Origin of the sequence: Neptuniibacter sp. QD48_11 (genome assembly GCF_047778095.1) — a bacterium.
Lineage (GTDB): Bacteria > Pseudomonadota > Gammaproteobacteria > Pseudomonadales > Balneatricaceae > Neptuniibacter.
Genome location: NZ_CP180551.1, coordinates 2,170,535 through 2,188,368 on the forward strand (window position 1 = coordinate 2,170,535; position 17,834 = coordinate 2,188,368).

19 protein-coding genes are annotated in these 17,834 nt (G+C 43.0%); 14 read left to right on the forward strand and 5 right to left on the reverse strand.

Features of this window, described 5'->3' with window-relative positions; translation table 11 throughout:
- The first annotated feature begins 84 nt into the window (after positions 1-84).
- The 12 genes from lipA to ACMXYU_RS09935 all read left to right on the forward strand — a co-directional run bounded on the left by lipA (position 85) and on the right by ACMXYU_RS09935 (position 9,106).
- Complete coding sequence (lipA, locus tag ACMXYU_RS09880; protein WP_415898516.1) at positions 85-1,020, forward strand: lipoyl synthase; 936 nt, start codon at positions 85-87, stop codon at positions 1,018-1,020.
- 15 nt (positions 1,021-1,035) lie between these two features.
- The gene (locus ACMXYU_RS09885; protein ID WP_415898517.1) at positions 1,036-1,617 is read left to right on the forward strand and encodes a sarcosine oxidase subunit gamma family protein; all 582 of its coding nucleotides are present in this window, start codon (positions 1,036-1,038) and stop codon (positions 1,615-1,617) included.
- A 29-nt stretch (positions 1,618-1,646) separates the two neighbouring features.
- Entirely contained in the window at positions 1,647-2,585 is a 939-nt protein-coding gene (locus ACMXYU_RS09890) for a homoserine kinase (RefSeq protein WP_415898518.1), read from the forward strand.
- 308 nt (positions 2,586-2,893) lie between these two features.
- Positions 2,894-3,172 (forward strand): hypothetical protein, encoded by a 279-nt coding sequence (locus ACMXYU_RS09895; RefSeq protein WP_415891735.1) that lies wholly within the window; start codon positions 2,894-2,896, stop codon positions 3,170-3,172.
- Between the two features lie 158 nt (positions 3,173-3,330).
- Positions 3,331-3,978: a TatD family nuclease-associated radical SAM protein gene (locus ACMXYU_RS09900; protein ID WP_415898519.1), complete on the forward strand. Its 648-nt coding sequence runs from the start codon at positions 3,331-3,333 to the stop codon at positions 3,976-3,978.
- A gap of 405 nt (positions 3,979-4,383) precedes the next feature.
- The gene (locus ACMXYU_RS09905) at positions 4,384-4,779 is read left to right on the forward strand and encodes a hypothetical protein (protein WP_415898520.1); all 396 of its coding nucleotides are present in this window, start codon (positions 4,384-4,386) and stop codon (positions 4,777-4,779) included.
- A gap of 85 nt (positions 4,780-4,864) precedes the next feature.
- Positions 4,865-5,116: a hypothetical protein gene (locus tag ACMXYU_RS09910; protein WP_415898521.1), complete on the forward strand. Its 252-nt coding sequence runs from the start codon at positions 4,865-4,867 to the stop codon at positions 5,114-5,116.
- Positions 5,117-5,552: 436 nt separating this feature from the next.
- On the forward strand, positions 5,553-6,176 hold the full coding sequence (locus tag ACMXYU_RS09915; RefSeq protein WP_415898522.1) for a LysE family translocator: 624 nt from the start codon (positions 5,553-5,555) through the stop codon (positions 6,174-6,176).
- Positions 6,177-6,370: 194 nt separating this feature from the next.
- A complete protein-coding gene (locus ACMXYU_RS09920) occupies positions 6,371-7,312 on the forward strand; it encodes a GTP-binding protein (RefSeq protein WP_415898523.1) in 942 nt (313 codons plus the stop codon).
- Between the two features lie 127 nt (positions 7,313-7,439).
- Entirely contained in the window at positions 7,440-8,012 is a 573-nt protein-coding gene (locus ACMXYU_RS09925; RefSeq protein WP_415898524.1) for an O-methyltransferase, read from the forward strand.
- Positions 8,013-8,046: 34 nt separating this feature from the next.
- Complete coding sequence (locus ACMXYU_RS09930) at positions 8,047-8,385, forward strand: hypothetical protein (RefSeq protein ID WP_415898525.1); 339 nt, start codon at positions 8,047-8,049, stop codon at positions 8,383-8,385.
- Positions 8,386-8,569: 184 nt separating this feature from the next.
- Positions 8,570-9,106: a porin family protein gene (locus ACMXYU_RS09935; RefSeq protein WP_415898526.1), complete on the forward strand. Its 537-nt coding sequence runs from the start codon at positions 8,570-8,572 to the stop codon at positions 9,104-9,106.
- 103 nt (positions 9,107-9,209) lie between these two features.
- Here ACMXYU_RS09935 and ACMXYU_RS09940 read toward each other — a convergent pair whose 3' ends face one another.
- The 3 genes from ACMXYU_RS09940 to rapA all read right to left on the reverse strand — a co-directional run bounded on the left by ACMXYU_RS09940 (position 9,210) and on the right by rapA (position 14,898).
- Complete coding sequence (locus tag ACMXYU_RS09940) at positions 9,210-9,857, reverse strand: substrate-binding periplasmic protein (RefSeq protein WP_415901114.1); 648 nt, start codon at positions 9,855-9,857, stop codon at positions 9,210-9,212.
- A gap of 326 nt (positions 9,858-10,183) precedes the next feature.
- Entirely contained in the window at positions 10,184-11,779 is a 1,596-nt protein-coding gene (locus ACMXYU_RS09945) for a methyl-accepting chemotaxis protein (RefSeq protein ID WP_415898527.1), read from the reverse strand.
- A gap of 245 nt (positions 11,780-12,024) precedes the next feature.
- Complete coding sequence (gene rapA / locus ACMXYU_RS09950) at positions 12,025-14,898, reverse strand: RNA polymerase-associated protein RapA (RefSeq protein ID WP_415898528.1); 2,874 nt, start codon at positions 14,896-14,898, stop codon at positions 12,025-12,027.
- Positions 14,899-15,046: 148 nt separating this feature from the next.
- On the opposite strand from rapA, the gene ACMXYU_RS09955 reads away from it, so the two are divergent.
- Entirely contained in the window at positions 15,047-15,538 is a 492-nt protein-coding gene (locus tag ACMXYU_RS09955) for an NlpC/P60 family protein (RefSeq protein WP_415898529.1), read from the forward strand.
- Positions 15,539-15,541: 3 nt separating this feature from the next.
- Here ACMXYU_RS09955 and ACMXYU_RS09960 read toward each other — a convergent pair whose 3' ends face one another.
- Positions 15,542-16,171, reverse strand: a complete 630-nt coding sequence (locus tag ACMXYU_RS09960; protein WP_415898530.1) for a glycine-rich domain-containing protein — start codon at positions 16,169-16,171, stop codon at positions 15,542-15,544.
- Between the two features lie 197 nt (positions 16,172-16,368).
- Between ACMXYU_RS09960 and ACMXYU_RS09965 the strand changes: the two genes are divergently transcribed.
- Positions 16,369-16,572, forward strand: coding sequence for a hypothetical protein (locus tag ACMXYU_RS09965; protein ID WP_415894066.1), 204 nt, complete (start codon positions 16,369-16,371; stop codon positions 16,570-16,572).
- 23 nt (positions 16,573-16,595) lie between these two features.
- On the opposite strand, the gene lhgO is transcribed toward ACMXYU_RS09965, so the two are convergent.
- Positions 16,596-17,792: an L-2-hydroxyglutarate oxidase gene (gene lhgO, locus ACMXYU_RS09970; protein WP_415901115.1), complete on the reverse strand. Its 1,197-nt coding sequence runs from the start codon at positions 17,790-17,792 to the stop codon at positions 16,596-16,598.
- Positions 17,793-17,834 lie beyond the last annotated feature (42 nt).

The window sequence follows — 17,834 nt, forward strand, 5'->3', positions numbered from 1 at the left end:
TTCCATCCCTGTAAGTCTTGGAGGCCGGGCTGCCACCTTATCAGCTTGGCCTCTATTTTTAACTGAACATCGCGAGGTGTCACTATGGAATTGATTCCACTACAAGAGCTGAAAGGCGAATCAAAAATGTCTCGTCTGCGTCATAAGCCAGACCCAGAAAGAGAACGCCTACGTAAACCGGAATGGATTCGTATAGATGCCCGCTCAAATGCCAATGTAAAAAAGGTTAAGAAACAACTTCGCGACCTTAAATTACATACGGTTTGTGAAGAAGCATCCTGCCCTAACTTGGCTGAGTGCTTTAGTCACAAAACAGCAACATTGATGATCATGGGTGCTATTTGCACACGCCGCTGCCCTTTCTGTGATGTAGCGCATGGTCGACCAATGGCGCTTGATCCAGAAGAGCCTAAGAATTGTGCATCTACGATCGAAAAGCTCGGTCTTAAATATGTAGTTATCACCTCGGTAGATCGTGACGATCTAAGAGATGGTGGTGCAGCGCATTTTGCTGAAGTTGTAAAAGAAGCACGTAAAGTCAGTGTAGATCTAAAAGTTGAGATCTTAGTTCCAGATTTTCGTGGCAAAGTTGATCTTGCATTAGAGATCTTATCTCAGCAGGTCCCAGATGTTCTGAATCACAATATGGAAACTGTTCCTAGCTTGTACCCATCGGTACGCCCGGGTGCGGATTACCATAACTCGCTTAATCTGCTTTACCAATTTAAGCGTTTAAATCCAGAAGTCGATACAAAATCTGGATTGATGGTTGGTTTGGGTGAAACCAAAGAGGAGATCATCAAAGTAATGAAAGATCTTCGTGCTAATGATGTCGACATGTTAACCATCGGCCAATACCTACAGCCAAGTAAATATCACCTCGCTGTAGAGCGTTATGTAACACCGGAAGAATTTAAAGAGTACGAAGAGATCGGTTACGAGCTTGGCTTTAAAAATGTTGCCAGTGGCCCGATGGTTCGCTCCTCTTACCACGCTGATTTACAGGCGAAAGCCCTGTAAAGGAGTAAAATGTCTATGCAAAACAATACTAACAAAGCCACCCAAGGCGGCACGCTGGTTCATTTGAACATCCAAGCAGCGATAGACAACGACAGCCGAATTAATAGCATTATTGTGCGGGAGCGCCCTTTTATTGGTGATCTTGCACTGGATACCGAGCCTGACCAAGATCTGCTTATCGCTGTGGGTGAAGTGATGGGTGTTGCTCAACCGCTAACGGTTAATCGCATATCTTGCATGGGCCGTTTAGCGATTCTGTGGATCAACGAGAACCGTTGGTTGGTTCTTCCGCCAACCGGTGCGCATGAATCTGTATTCCAAGCACTGCGCGAAACCTTTGGCGAAGATCTTAAACTAGAAACCTCCGAAGACGGCTCAAAAGCGTATCTAAATAAAGCAGCGATTCATTACCTGCTAAGTAGCTCTAATACCCAGCAGTTTTCATGCTTACCTGTTACTGATGTTGAGCTAGCTGAAGGTATCAACATTATGTCTCTGCACGACACTAAGGATTACGACATCCTAGTGCGTAAGAGCTGTGCAGAAAGCCTATGGCAGTGGCTACAAAAGAACACTGAATCACCAAAAAATCACTAACAGATACACCAGTAGGACAAAGACCGATAATGTCAGTTTACACCGCAGTTAGCTTTTCAGAACTTAAAACTTACCTTCAGAACTACGCTGTTGGTGAGTTACAAAGCTATAAAGGCATTAGCGCAGGCGTTGAGAACAGCAATTTTTTTGTCGATACCGATCAAGGCCGCTTTGTCCTAACACTGGTTGAATCTGTACCTAAAGAGAAACTGCCCTTTATTCTGGGTCTAGTGGATCATCTAGCGATTAACGAGCTTGCCTGCGCTCAGCCTATTCATCTAAATAACGGTGATCTATTTGGTATGCTAAACGGCAAACCCGCCGTATTAATGAACTGTTTAGAAGGCGCTCCGCTAGAACAACCGACGCTTTCACAAGCGAGAACTATTGGCAGCACCCTCGCTCAGTTCCACCAGCTCTCGTCACAATTAGAACTCGATGAGTACAGCCATATTCCGCAGTGGTGCAACGAGCTAGCGTCTCGTGTGTTACCTAAGCTAGATAAAGAGCAGCAAACACTATTACAAAACAGCTTGATGGAAACCGGTGATATCGACTGGACGACATTACCTTCTGGTCCTGTACACGCAGACCTGTTCCCAGACAACGCTATGTTTGATGGCGAGCGTTTATCGGGGCTAATCGATTTCTATCACGCGTGCTCTACACCATATCTATACGATCTAAGCGTTACCCTTAACGCGTGGTGCTTTGACGAAACCAATAATCAGTTTGATATCCAGAAAGCGCAGCAGATGCTGCAGATGTATCAGGAGATCCGCCCTTTAGATCCGATGGAGATCGATCTGTTACCGGCAATGATGAAAACCGCAGCGCTGCGCTTCTGGTTATCCCGCCTTCGCGACATCCATTTCCCTACAGCTGGGGAAGATGTCACACAAAAGAATCCGCAAGGAAAACAGGCGCTTTTAGAACGCCTAAAAAGCGACTTTCCAGTTATTCTTTAATCGTCTAAAAAATTAATTTTTATAGCTCCCTATTCTGGTTCATTCGCACCAAAATAGGGCTGCTGTTCTGCACCACGCCGCTAGCCCTTTAAATACGGCAAATCCTTAGTTGAATCAAACTCATCTTTCGCAGCTGCAACATGAATTTCAATACTTGAATGAATATTCATTGTGAATTTTTATCCTCCTAATGTATTAGAGAAACTTAAATTCCTCTCCTAAACTCTTATTTACCGGTTTGGAGAGAGACCGGTAGAGACTCCGATAGACATAAAAAAATAGCCTGTTAAAGGCAGAGGAAGAGAGAAATGTTGACCTACGAAGAATGCCTGGAACTAAGTGACCTAACTGCAGACGAAGTTGATGCCATTGCAGAACACGAACACATGGACCCAATGATCGCCATGGCTCTCGGTCACTACATGATTACCCATGACGGCGAACAGAAAATTAAACGAATTATTATGGATGACATCGCCAAAGCACAGCGTGATCACAATTATGGTCACGCAGAAATGCTGCAAAAAGTACTCAACCACTTTATAGCGACTCACCCAGAACACGGCGCCCAGCAAGCAGCCGCGTAAAACGCACCAAATTCATAGCGAAACCTTCCCCTTCGATACCGGTTATAGGGTGCATTTGCACCCTAACCGGATCACTTTTGATAAGCATCAACGCCCCTGTTAACTCGCCCTGCTAAAGTAGATTTCTATCTATAAATATCGCTGATAAGCAGTAAGCTATGACACAAAAACGCCCCAACCCTGCAAAACGCTCTACCCCATGCGAACACCAAGACAGCTACGTTTATCAGATCCGCAATAGCCTCTACATCAACTTAACCGACCGTTGCACTCTCGCCTGCCAATTCTGCCCAAAACATAACGGCTCAACCGAAGTCAAAGGTCACGAACTCTATCTAAGCAAACGCCCAGAAGCAGACACAATCATCCCCTTAATCGGAAACCCAACCGATTACGATGAAATCGTATTTTGTGGCTATGGCGAACCCACACTTCGCCTAAAAGCTCTGTTGAAAATCGCTACTTGGGTAAAAGAAAACGGCGGTAAAACCCGTATAAACACCGATGGCCTCGGCAACCTCTTCCATAAACGCGACATAGTGCCCGAATTGGCAGAATGCATAGACGCTCTATCGATCTCGCTGAATGCTCAAAACGAAGAGGTCTACCAACAACATTGCCAACCAGCCCTGCCCGACTCTTACAAAGCAGTAGAAGCCTTTATCAAACGTGCCAGCGAACTGATTGATGATGTACAGGTATCGGCAATTAATGGGTTAGAGGGTGTTGATATTGTTCAGTGCCGGGAGATTGTTGAGGGGTTGGGTGCGGAGTTTAAGCAGAGAGAGTTGGATGTTGTTGGTTAAGAGCAGGACGCAACTTCGTTGCTAGAGGACGGCTGCTCCTAGAGAACGCTACGCTTTTAGGACGCCACTTCGTGGCTAGAGATAAAGATTACAACCAATACTTTCCTGTACTTTTCATATTCCCTTATCTCTGCCAGTATGGGGGCAACTAAGGAAATAGGTTAACCCACCTTAATGGACTATTGAGCATGATTCGTATAAATGGTCATTTTCCAGTTTTGATTTAGAAACACGACACTTTGTCGCTTTTCTACAACTTCTCATTTTCATAAATCCTGATTAATACATTTAATTTCAATGGGTTAAAGACTATTACCAATTTTTAAAAATTTGGGGATATACAACAAAGTGTCACCTTTCCGCAAACCACTTGTCGTATATTTAGCTGTTATGTGAACTAAAGATATGGAAGCACAGATAGCAAAATGGATTTCACACATCGTAGGAGGGTCTTATATCGTGATGGCCCTTGTAGTTTTGGTGTTTATTTCACTACCAGAGATATTGTCAGGTGAGATCCTATCAAATCCGTTTCTCTTGAAAGCAGTAGGAATTGCATTTGTTTACATATTCTCTATCTACTTAGTGGCTACATTACCTAAGAAATCAGTCAAAAGAAGGGCTTGCTCGTGGCTGTTTTCAATATTTTTTCACGGAGCATTGCTGCTTTATCTTGGAGTGTGGGCTACATGGGGAGTGAGCATATTGTTAGCTGGTTTTGCGGAATTGATAATATTGGTGCTTAGCGTAATTGGTTTGTCCATCCTCATACGAAGTAGCTTTAAACATGAAAGCACATAACAAAAACATCAAAAGTTGCCCTTTGGGCTTGGACCACAGCTGCGCTGCGGCCGTTTATGTTGGGCGTTATGAGTCTTGAGAGATTATGAGCGAAGAATCCAAATTACTCGATAGAGTCAGATATGTAATCCTTAAAGCTCCGAATAGGTTTCCATCTGATACTGGTATGACTTTAGAAAAAGCTTTTAATGAAATGGAACTATTTGTTGGTAAACTAAATCTTGGTCCTGAATTTATTGATTCCCTTAATAAAGCTTTATGGTCTTACCAAAATGGAGAACAAAAGTTAGCTATCAGCGCTCTACAAGAAATTGAGGCTAAGCTAGCTAAAAGGTAGAAATGTCAGCATAGGTATGATCTTCATTGGGATTACCAATCTTCCAAAGCTGAAGAGGTCTTAGATGAAAATTATGATTTTCTCAAAGGCTACATTAGCGGTTGCTTTGATGCTTTAGCAGATGGAAAAGCGGAAATTATTTGCTTATCCGCAAATACAGGGACATTTCGCAATCTAAGGTCGGAAAACGCAGAAAAGCTAAAGCAGCTATTAGAGAACGTTTTATATCCTCTAGTTAAGGCGCGGTACAAGAAAATAGTAAGAGATGAAAATTTACCTCATATCACGTATCAGGGTAATTTAATTAAAGGGGGCAGAGCCCTTTATCTCCGACAATTCTAGCTATAGCTTCTAACTGGCATTAACTGTTAAATTGGCAACTAAACTCGCCCTATTCACCAGAACACTCTATACCGTAAGTGAAAGAGGATGCCTTATGGAGCTCAGTACTTGGATTGCATTTATCTCGATAGCATTGGTGGCAACGATCACTCCAGGGCCTGCAATTTTATTAGTGCTGTCCCACTCTCTACGAACTGGTTGGAAGTCTTCCCTATATACAATTTTAGGGAATATAACTGGGCTATTTGTGATGTCATCATGTGCTGTTTTAGGCCTAAGCGCATTAGTCCTCAGTTCATCAACAGCGTTTATGATCATCAAATTTCTCGGCGCGATCTATCTTGTATACCTCGGTATAAAGATCTGGCGTTCAAATGTATCTTTAAGGACTTCAGACCTTAGTGAGGACTCTAAACACAGCAAGCATAGCTATTTTCTTCAGGGAGTTCTGGTCGCACTAACCAACCCTAAAGCAATCGTATTTACAACGGCGTTGTTCCCCCAATTTATTACGATTGAGGCTGATCTACTCCCGCAGTTTTCATTATTAGTCAGTACATTCTTATGCTGTTCCGCTACTTGCCTTATAAGCTATAGCTACTGGGGGTCAAGGCTTTTAAAGCGTTCTAAAACTCTTTCCGATTCACACTGGATACCACGAACAATTGGTAGTACCTTCGTCGGTGCAGGTATAGCATTAGCAGTATCAAGCCGGTAATAATGACTAAGATCATTTCTGAATAGGCCTTCCTTTTCCGAAACAGTATTAATCTTATTTTCAGTTAGCATTGCTAAGAAAAAAACGTCTATGCTTGTTATTATCAATATTATGATTTTCAAACACTAAGACCAAACTCTTTTTCCAAGTTCCTTGACGTTATAAGTACCAGCCTAAGAAGGGGTGCTCCCTATATGAGGGACAATAAGATTATTTTCTTTGGTGCCGTCGGTGCCGGTAAGACAACAGCAATAAACACCATAAGCGAAGGCAAATGTATTAACACTGAAGCAAATGCTTCTGATAGCACATCAGTACAAAAAAGAACCACTACTGTAGCGATGGACTACGGTTATGTTACCTCATCTACCAATCAACGCATTCATTGTTACGGAACGCCTGGGCAAGAACGCTTCCAATTTATGTGGGAGATAATAACTTCCAACTTGGCATCAGATTATTCAGGCGAAATTTTATTCCTCGATAACAACCGTAAATATCCTCAACACGACCTTCACTTTTACACCAAAAAGTTTCGCCATCTTATAGATGATAAACCTTTGATTATTGCGGTAACTAAGTCTGACATAAAACCAAATCCATCAATCTCTGAATATAGAGGTTGGCTGCATGAGCTTGGTATTCAAGCACCCATTTATTTTATTGATGCCCGAAAAAAAGAAGATATTCTGTTTTTGTTAGAGGAACTACTCCCTGATCAAGCTCAAGCAATGAATGAGATGAATAGCGTTTCTGTAATTGAAGATGAGTTAAACCTAGACGAAGTTATCCAATACTCTGAACATAAAGTTGATTTCTCAGATAAAGTACTGAACAAAATTTCACATCTAGAAGGTGTGGTAGGCATTGCATTGATAACCCTGGAGGGTAAGTTAGGTCATTCAACCCTAGATACGGAATTCCTTATCGAGTTATTAGAATTTTTAACCTCTTCACCACCGATTTTAGAAGATCCAAATAAAAATGAGCATGTAGTAAGCATTGAACTAGCGTCAGAAGAAAATTATCACTTTGTAATCAATTTTTTCGACGATATTGTATTAGCTGCTCTCTGCAAAAAACACCTTACAACTGCAGCTCTAAAACAACAGATAGAAAACATAATACAGTGGTAAAGGCTGATATATTAAGCGTTAAATCACAACATAAAATTTCTATTCGCTTCACTGCAGTTATTTGTATTAATGTTCGTACAAAGTTAAAAAGGGCTTAATGAGACAATAATGACAAGGAATACTAAAGATGGATCTTGAAATACTTTTAAACGACCTTGAACAAATAGGGCTCAAACACGATAAAGTCCAATCAGAGCGGTCTAAAAAGTATCTCAATATCACAAGAGATACGGGTGAATTTCTAGCTGTTTTAATCAAAGCAACTAATGCCAAAACCGTACTTGAGATCGGTACGTCTAATGGCTATTCAACACTTTGGTTAGCCTCTTCCCTTCCAGATGAAGGCCATGTTTTTACTATTGAAAATAACAGCTGCAAGATCGATGAAGCCTCAGAAAACTTCCGTCAGGCTCAGCTAAATTCAAAGATTACCCAACTCGATGGTGACGTTGTAGATCTATTGCCTAAGCTTCCTCAAAACATCGACTTTATTTTCCTCGATGCGGATAGAAGCCAATACCTTTCAATAGCAGAACAACTTTTCAGCCTTTTGAGAGAAGGCGGATTACTTGTTTGTGACAATGCAGTTTCTCATAAAGAGGAGCTAGAAGGGTTTAATGCTTGGATCGCCAACCAATCAAATTTGAGTACCTCTTTAGTCCCTGTTGGGAAAGGTGAATTGCTTGTTTATAAAGCCTGATCAACCAGATCGCTAAGCTGAATTATCCGGCCGTATGAAACCAACAAAAGGTACAATTACTATTTTGGTTCCGGCTGCTCTATCTATCAGCCTATTTAGCTTTATGCTTTTTTTCAGAGCATTTGTTTACGCAGATATGTATATTGCGCCAAACGATCCTTACGGCATATCCGATACAATCGAACTATTGTTGGGTTTTTTGTTTCTCCTTTTATCAATATTCTCTGGCGTCGTAGCCTTGGTACTTTTATTAAAAGGCGTAAAGCAATCCAAACTAGCAGCTTGCGGATTGATTGGGCTGCATCTCGTTTTGTATTCAACTTACGGTTTTCTTCATTCTAAAGCAGCTCTGCTTAGTTCATATCCGCAATGAATCTGCACACTATTTACACAACCAGTTTAAATAAAACTGTACTTTAAGCCAGTCGTTTAAAAGGACTTCTCCCTATTAATTACAGTATTAACGATTTCCTATAGTAACTTAATTTACAGATCTGTATCTTACGCCCCCAAATGCATTAACACCCTTACAAACAACTATTTAAGGAACAAATGTTGTGAAAAAGACACTACTAGCTACAGCGCTTATCTCTGGAATTTTCTCACAAGCTGCAATGGCAGATTCTAATTTCTATCTAGGTGGTGGCGTAGGTAAAACTAGCGTTGATTACGTAGAAGTTACTGGCGCAACAGTTACTGACGATTCAGACACTAGCTGGAAAATTTTTGGCGGATACAACTTCAACAAAAATTTTGCAGTTGAATTTGCTTATCAAGATTTAGGTGAAAACTCAGCTGATGTGCTTAACGTACCGGTTAAGATTGATGGCGATGCATACTCAGTAGCGCTATTAGGCAAACTACCAGTGGGTGAAAAAGCAGAAGTTTTTGCAAAACTAGGTTATGCACACATTGATGCCGATGCGGATATTAATAACCTAGCATCAGTATCAGAAGATGACTCTGATGTTCTTTACGGTCTAGGTGCTAATTACTCAGTAACGGAGAAAGTAGATCTTCGTTTAGAGTGGGAACGCATGGATTTTGCTGACGAAGTGGACACTGTATCTCTGGGTGTAATCTACAATTTCTAATACCTAAATAGCTATTCATAGGTTAAAAGCCTAGACTAAAAAAGCCACCCGATCAGGTGGCTTTTTATTTATTCGAATCAGATTATTAGTTCTGTATCCACCCTTATCTTTTCAAACTATTCATATAAGGGGCCAATAGTTCATCCAGTCGACCCGACGCTTCCATTAAAGCCAATTCTTGATCAATCAATAGTTTCAATTTCATGCCTATTGGGTTGTTCTTGGTAAACATCATCTGATACTTCCTCTTATTACTACCTAGAGGTGCATAACCCAAATCAGGATCATTCATAGCGTTAGTCGCTCCAATAATAGTCAGACCTGAAAGGACTTCAAAACCTGAATAAAAGTTGTCGACCCTGCCAGCATGAAGTTTTCGTACCAACGCATCCTGAGTTTTTGAACCACTATCGGTTCTACTTAAATCTACGCCAGCTTTTTCTAATGCGCCGGTACCATAGCCATGAATTAGTCCCATTTTGTATTTTTCAGTTAAGTCCAAAAAAGCTTGCTTCTCAGAACTTGTATCAATATCGAGACCGTTAGGATGATTTTTCTTAGACCAAAAGTAATACCTAGTTGTTGTGTAATATGGTCGACTCAATAAGTACTTTTTAGCCCGTTCTGAACTAAGCCCTGCGCTCAAGAGCATCTGGAACTTATTACCTTTCTCTACTTCAACTAAGCATCGCTTCCAAGGAGGTAATTTGATCGTATATTTAATACTGTGCTTTTCAAAAATTTCCTTTATTACATCAACGGATGTATCCGATTATTTTCGCCGACTTTTCCCCATTCGAACGCTCGAAAAACGTAAATGGGGGCCATTCAGATCCGTCATCACATATCCTTATCGTTTTGCCGGTTAAACCGTGAGCGTGGACGACTCCTCCTGAACACATACAAACAAATATAAGTACGCACCCACGAAATACACGTCTCATTTCGGCATTCATCGTAGTACCTCAAATAGCAGAAACCGTAAAAAGAAAATCTACAACTTCTAAAATTTAGGTAACCAAAACTAAAAATGCCACCTAAAAGGTGGCATTTTTCATTCCTGTTTTACACATAAAATCAAAGCTGGAACTTCATCACCAACTGATTCAGTTCATGCGCTTCTCTACGAATCTGATCAGTAGCTTCTACTACACGATCTGTATCACGCTTAGTTTGGCCCGCAATATCAGAGATATTGACCACACGATGATCGATATCTGCTGCTACAGAGGACTGCTCTTCTGCCGCTGTCGAGATCATTGTATTCATTGATGAGATTGTATTGGCAGAAGCAATAATCTGCTCCAGTACCGCTGCTGCAGAGTTTGCAAGCTCGCTGCTACGATCAGCTAGATCGGTACTTACGCCCATTGAAGATACTGCAGATTGAGCTTTACTCTGCAAGCGTTCGATGATCTGCTGAATCTCTTGAGTCGATTGCTGAGTACGCTGAGCAAGCGTACGAACTTCATCCGCAACAACCGCAAATCCACGGCCTTGATCACCGGCGCGAGCAGCCTCAATCGCCGCATTCAATGCCAATAGGTTTGTCTGCTCAGCAATATCGTTGATTACAGAAGTCACATTACCCACGGCAAGTGTTTCAGCTTCCAGTTCTTTAATAGCCGATGCGGTTTTGTTCAACATCTCAAGCATCTCTTGCGCTTGATGGCCCGATTGACCTACCACATCACCACCGCTCTTGGCGTGGGTATCAGTCTCTTGCGCCGCCTGTTCTGCTTCTACCGCATTGTTCGCAACTTCCTGTACTGTTGCGCTCATCTCGGTCATTGCCGCTGCAACCAGCTCGATATCTTCGTATTGTCGGCTTACACCGTTGCTAGCCTCAGAGGTCGCTTCAACAACATTTGTAACATGACGTTCCGTATTTCTGGCAACTGTCTGAACTGTTTTCAGTAGATCCCCCACATGGTCCAACATGTGGTTGTAAGCACTGAACATCTGGCCAATTTCATTATCGGTATGAGAGATTTCGAAACGGTGAGAGAAGTTTCCCTGACCTACTTCAGTCATACGTGCATTAAGGCGAGTAATATTGTTCATCAGCATGCTCAAACCAAAGATTCGCCCAAACACCACTAAGATTAAAATACTCACTACGCATACAAACGCGATTAACAGCTGATTCATACTGGTTTCACTTGCTTGTTGCGTGAGCATGCCAACCGCTTTGTTCATCTCTTTTAGAATAACCGGCGACTGCTTTGTGATTTCAGCCAGTGTGGTATCACTTGGCTGATTCACATGACTGTTGATCAGTGTTTTATAACTGCCCCACAGGCTTTCAACGAGTTGCATCTGCTCAACGATTGCCGGATCGGTGATCGGGTTCATACCCAATGCCTTATCACCCATCATGATCGTTTTGTGAGATGACTCGAAAAGCTCCATTGTTTTACGCAACGTTGTTTGCTGTTCAACATTTGCTGCAACCAGTAGCGCTTCTTTTGCGATTTTCTGACTCAACATGCGTTGGCGACCTGCCATATCAATGGTCTGAGGGTTAATCGACATGCTGAAGTAAAGGCTAATACCCGATGACGCCGCCAGTATAAATACCAACGCGTAGGACAAGGTAAATTGACTGTTAAGTGTTTTAAAACCGCAGGCTCGTAAAATCGTATCGATTAAATTTGCTAGGGAACGGAACATAGCTCACTCCTTGGCTAGTGGAGAAATATATTGAATAAACTGGCTAATAACTAAGGCCTGAGAAATAAGCAGACCGAACTCCCGCCCTAGTTTCCTTAAATTGCCTAGTTTTGAGGCGCCATTGTATGCAATGGTGTATGCGATTTACTTGTTTAAGATCAAGTAATTGTGGGAACGTCTTCTATAGATGTAAAAAAGCCCCAAAACATCTCTGTTTTGGGGCTTTTTTTTGAGTGAACTAGGGGTTACTCGTGTGTTATCACCGCGATACGAATGGAGTCCATCTTCAATGAAGCACCATCAACCGCCGCAAGTAGATCTTCCTCTCGAATGGTCAACGCTTCTAGCTCTTCGTCACGGATATTTGGATTCACCTTAGCTAAGGCTTTTAAACGATCCAATTCAGTTTCCATTTGCTCAGCAATCAATGCTTTTGCTTGTGCAAGCAGATCCGTTTCTGTCTGCTCAACCTGCGCTTCCAACTTAGTCACAAGCTCAGTGATCTCATCACGAGTGTGTTTTACTAAATTGTAAGCAACGTTCTTACCTACACGTTTACCCAAAGTAGCAAAGTGCTGTTCGGTAATAACACCCGTTAGATCGTTGCCATTGCTATCGATCACTCGACGAACACAAGCATCTGGAAGGTAACGCTGCAGTTGCAGAGAGCGATCGGAAATAGAATGGATGCGGAAGACTGCTTCAATCAACAAGCTACCCGCTTTCAATGGTAGCAGCTTCATTGTACATAACGTTGAGCTACCGTAGCTCCCCTCTAGCATCATCTCCATACCGCCAGACACCATTGGGTGCTCCCAGCTTAGGAAATGCATGTCTTCACGAGACAGTGCTTCGTTACGCTGGAAAGTAGCGGTCATACCGTCACTAGGTAAACCTGGGAAATGACTATTCAGCATATGATCGCCCGGATGAAGGATCACACCATTAATGCCAGTCGTTTCTTGCTCAACACCAAAGTGATCAAAGATACGGCCCATAAAGGACGCTAACTTACCTGGCTGACTATCTTCGTCAACCGCATCTAGCAGTTCTTCCGCGACATTACTGTTACAAGAATTAAGCTCTAACAAACGATCACGGCCTTCCTGCAACTCTGCTATCAACGCTGATTGAGTTTGAGCCGTTTCATCGATGAGTGAATCAACAGCAGTCTGATCTAACGGGTTTTCCATGCACTCATGTAACTGCGCGGCATATTGCTGCAACAAAGACTGACCTGTTGGGCAAACTTGTTCAAAAGCACCTAAGCCTTCTGCGTACCAACGTAGCAGCACCGATTGCGCACTACCTGCGAAATAAGGCACATGGATATTTACATCTTGAAGCTGACCGATACGGTCAAGACGACCAATACGCTGCTCAAGAAGATCTGGATTCAAGGGTAGATCGAACATCACCATATGGTGTGCAAACTGGAAGTTACGCCCTTCGCTGCCGATCTCAGAACAGATCAGCAGCTGAGCGCCCTGCTCAGCATCGGCGAAGTACGCCGCAGCGCGGTCACGTTCAACAAGGCTCATGCCTTCGTGGAACAATGCTGTACGCTTACCTTCAAATAGACGTAGCTGTTTCTCTAGAGTAATAGCTGTTTGCGCGTGCGCACAAATTACTAAAACCTTTTCACCTTTGTAATCTTCCAACCATTTGATCAACCAGTCAGCTCGGTTATCTTCCAACAACCAAGCTGAACCTTCACCATTACCGATCAAAGATTCTGGGTGTAGCTGTCGCTCCATTGGTGCATCAGAAATTACGTCTTTATAGGCATCCGGTAGCGGTAGTTCATAGCTGTGAAGCTTACGTTCCGGGAAGCCTTGCACACTTTCACGGGTATTACGGAAAAGTACTCGGCCTGTACCGTGCTGATCTAACAGAGTGCGTACGGTTTTCTCAATTAACTGTTCGCGCTCTTCAGAATCATCATCTTTGTGAACTTCCAGATGATCAGCCATCTCATCGCCGAGATACTGATGCAATAACGCAGTAAAGGCTTCATCTTTCAACGCTTCATCCCAACCTTCTGGATTCTGTAGCGTTTCGATCAACTGGTTAACGCATTTGAAAGCTTGCTCTTCTTCAATGAACTTTTGCAGATCGTAATAACGGTCTGGATCCAGCAAACGTAAACGCGCAAAGTGACTCTCGATACCCAACTGCTCTGGCGTCGCAGTTAATAGCAGTAGACCTTTTACATGCTGCGCTAGGCTCTCGATGCAGGTATAAGCGTGGCTCGCGCCCTCTTCACTCCAACCGAGGTGATGAGCTTCGTCCACCACCATAAGATCCCAACCCGCTTCTACAGCTTGTTCAAGATGCTTCTCATGCTGGGTAAACAATGACAACGGGCTTAATACCAATTGCGCTGTCTCAAAAGGGTTGCCTTCGCTTTCAGAGCAACGACCTTCATCCATAATAGAGAAATGCAGGTTGAAGCGACGCAACATCTCCACCAGCCACTGGTGAATCAAGCTATCAGGCACAACCACCAGCACTCGACTCGCTAGACCAGATACAAGCTGTTGATGAAGAATCAAACCCGCTTCAATGGTTTTACCCAGACCTACTTCGTCGGCTAGCAATACGCGTGGTGCTGTACGCTTACCCACTTCAGAAGCGATATAGAACTGGTGCGGTAAATACTGAACACGAGGACCAATCAAACCGTAAGCAGCAGAGTTCTGGTGCTGATGTTGTAGCTTTAAAGTTTCTTGACGAAGTTCATAGTGACGAAGCTTGTCGATCTGGCCAGCAAACAAGCGCTCATAAGGTTTGCTGAAATGAACCGCACTTTCTAACGACGCTTCATGAATAATCTGTTCGTTACCTTCGGCATCATCGCCAAAATAGATAACACAACCTTTGCTTTCTTGATGTTCAGTAACAGTGATAGACAGACCATCATCATCGGAAATCTGGTCACCAATCGGATAAACAATACGACTTAATGGAGCATTGCTTTGCGCGTAGGTACGCTCTTCACCGATTGCTGGGAAAAAAATCGTTACACTGCGATTAACCAATTCAGTGACTACACCTAAACCTAACTCAGCTTCTGTATAGCTGTACCAACGTTGGCCGACCTGAAAATCTTCTGTCATGAACTCTTCGCTTACTAAGGGCTGGAAAAATAGCTGGGCATAATAGGCAGTTACAGCCCGAAAGCCAAACGGTTTTAAGCTTTTGTAAATTTTAGTTGGCGTTATACTGTTCGCAACCCTGATCTATGCGAAAAGAAGGTGAAATTTGATGAAATTTTATACTCCTATCGTTCTTATACTAACTGGTGTTGTTTTAAGCGGTTGCTCAAGTACGTTAAAACAATCGTCTGCTCCAACTGTATCTATGCAGGCGCAATCACCTGTGAGCCAAGCTTTACTCGATCAATATAATAGTTGGGCAGGAACACCCTATCGTCTTGGAGGGAACAATAGATCAGGTATCGATTGTTCAGCTTTTACCCAAGTCACGTTCCGAGATCAGTTTGGTTTAGATATTCCGCGCACCACGCGGGCTCAACTAGGCAGTGGTTCCAACGTTTCTAAAGGTCAGTTAAAAGCAGGCGATTTAGTCTTCTTCCAGACAGGCTATAAACAGAGGCATGTAGGAATCTATGTTCAAGAAGGGCAATTTTTACATGCCTCTACCAGTAAAGGGGTGATCATCAGTCGATTAGATAATCCCTATTGGCAAAAACACTATTGGACTGCGCGAAGACCTGCTGGCATTGATGTGCGGTAGCGATTAATCGCCGCCGCAACCTCCTCCGCAACCGGAGTCGCCACCAGAACTGCATCCGCCACCTCCGCAGCCGATATGGCTGGCGCAGTAGCCATCGTTTTCACGACCTTTGCAATTTAACTGGTAGGTAAAACCATCCTCAATTTTTAGTTCAGCATCAATCGCGAACAAAAGAGGTAAACGTGTCGGTGCCTTAGGGTCAATCCCCTCGCGTAAACAAGAATATTTCCAAGCCCGTTTAATCCCTTCTTGCGCTTGGGTTGGTTTTTTCATCGCTTCTGCGGGGGTGTGATGTAGGAATCTCCCAAACGCTCTTGAACAGAACAACTCATAATCACGGGTAAACAGAATAAACTCATGCCATACCACATCCACTGCCTGCGATGGCATAGCTATGGCTCTGTTTTTTGCTGCTAGGCTGATCAAAAAGAATTCTCTTAGCCCTTCCATTACCTTGTCACAATCAGCATCAGAAAGGTGTGGATAGCGCTTTCTTAGTTCTACTGTTAAGCGCTCAGGGAAGACATAACTCTCGATCAGTTCTCGGCGTTGCTTCTTGACCTTTCGTTGTCGCAATTGCCAATACAATATCAAGAGAAAAACAGAGATAAACGATAATGCTATAAAGCTCATTTCACATCCTTGCTTATTGGTTTACAGAAAAGACCAATTAACTGAAACACTAGCATGACACTCATCAAATAGTCGAAAAATCAGTAAATTAAGAATTTTTCTGATAACAAAACCTACAATTAGCGACTAGGCTGCATACAAAAATACAAGAACTATAACTACGGTGGGAAATACGGATGGATCATTGTAAGGATTGCATGAAAACTATCATTGCAACGGATGGCAACCCTAGCCAAGAGCAATTAGAGAAACTAGGTAAGCCAGATGCGAAAAAGTGGTGTGAGATCTGTAAGGATCTGATGATCGCTCACTATAAACTTCGTGAAGAGTGCGAAAACCAAGCTGAACACTTTGGCTACCGTCATCAGAAAAGTACGGGCTTCACACGCTTCGACGTATAAAGCCCGTTGTAGTCAAAAAAGCTTTATTTCTCTACTAACACACTCACCTGTTCAACAATATGCTGACCTATTGGTATAGCAGAAGTTGCAGCTGGCGAAGGCGCGTTACATACCGCTAACGCCCTACTCGTATTCATAAACAAGAAGTCATCGATAACATCCCCGTTTTTAGACACCGCCTGAGCACGAATACCCGCTGGGTATTCCTTCATATCGTCTAGCGTCAGAGACGGGCAATATTTCTGAACCAGCTTTAGATAACCCGGTTTTGAAATTGAGTTTTTCAACTCCGTCATACTTGCCTTGAAGTGCTTGAATAGCAGTTTGATCATCCCCGGATAGGTCAGCATCTGGAAGCTATCTTTCAAACTGATATCGGTCTTTTTGTAACCTTCACGTTTGAACGCTAATACGGCGTTAGGGCCGACGGTTACCGTACCATCGATCATACGAGTTAAATGCACGCCCAAGAACGGCAGGTCAGGATCTGGAATCGGATAGATTAGATGATTAACAATCTGATTGTGTTGCTCATCTAACAGATAATATTCACCACGGAATGGAATGATACGGAAGTCAGGTTCTAACCCCATCATCTCAACAATACGATCTGACTGAAGCCCCGAACAGCTCACTAAGAAGCGTCCTTGGAAACGTTCATTTTCAGCAAAAACAGTCACGCGATCCGCGAACTCTTCGATACCTGTAACGCGAGTATTAAAGCGAACTTCACCACCTGCCTGCTCAACCAGTTCACCCATCTTACTGGAGATCTGTGTGTAACAGACAATACCTGTAGAAGGCACAAAGATGGCACCTACACCGGTAATATTAGGTTCACGCTCACGTAGTTGCGCTTGGTCCAGCACCTCAATCTCGATGCCATTTTCTGCACAACGACCAACAAGGGCCTGCATTCGCTCAAGCTCTTTCTGGTTGGTAGCAACTAAAAGCTTGCCGCACTCATCAAACGGAATATCGTATTCACGACAAAACGCTTTAGTAGCTACGTTACCCTCTTTACAGAAACGTGCCTTCAAGCTGCCCGGCTTGTAATAAACACCGGCATGTATAACACCCGAGTTATGACCCGTTTGATGTTGAGCCGCGCTGGACTCTTTTTCTATCACCAAGACCGATTTGCCTGGATACTTTTTCTGTAATTGCCACGCAGTCGACATCCCTAGAATACCGCCACCGATGACAATGAAATCATATATTTTTTTATCTGAAGTCAGGCTCACACCTAATATCCTTAAGTC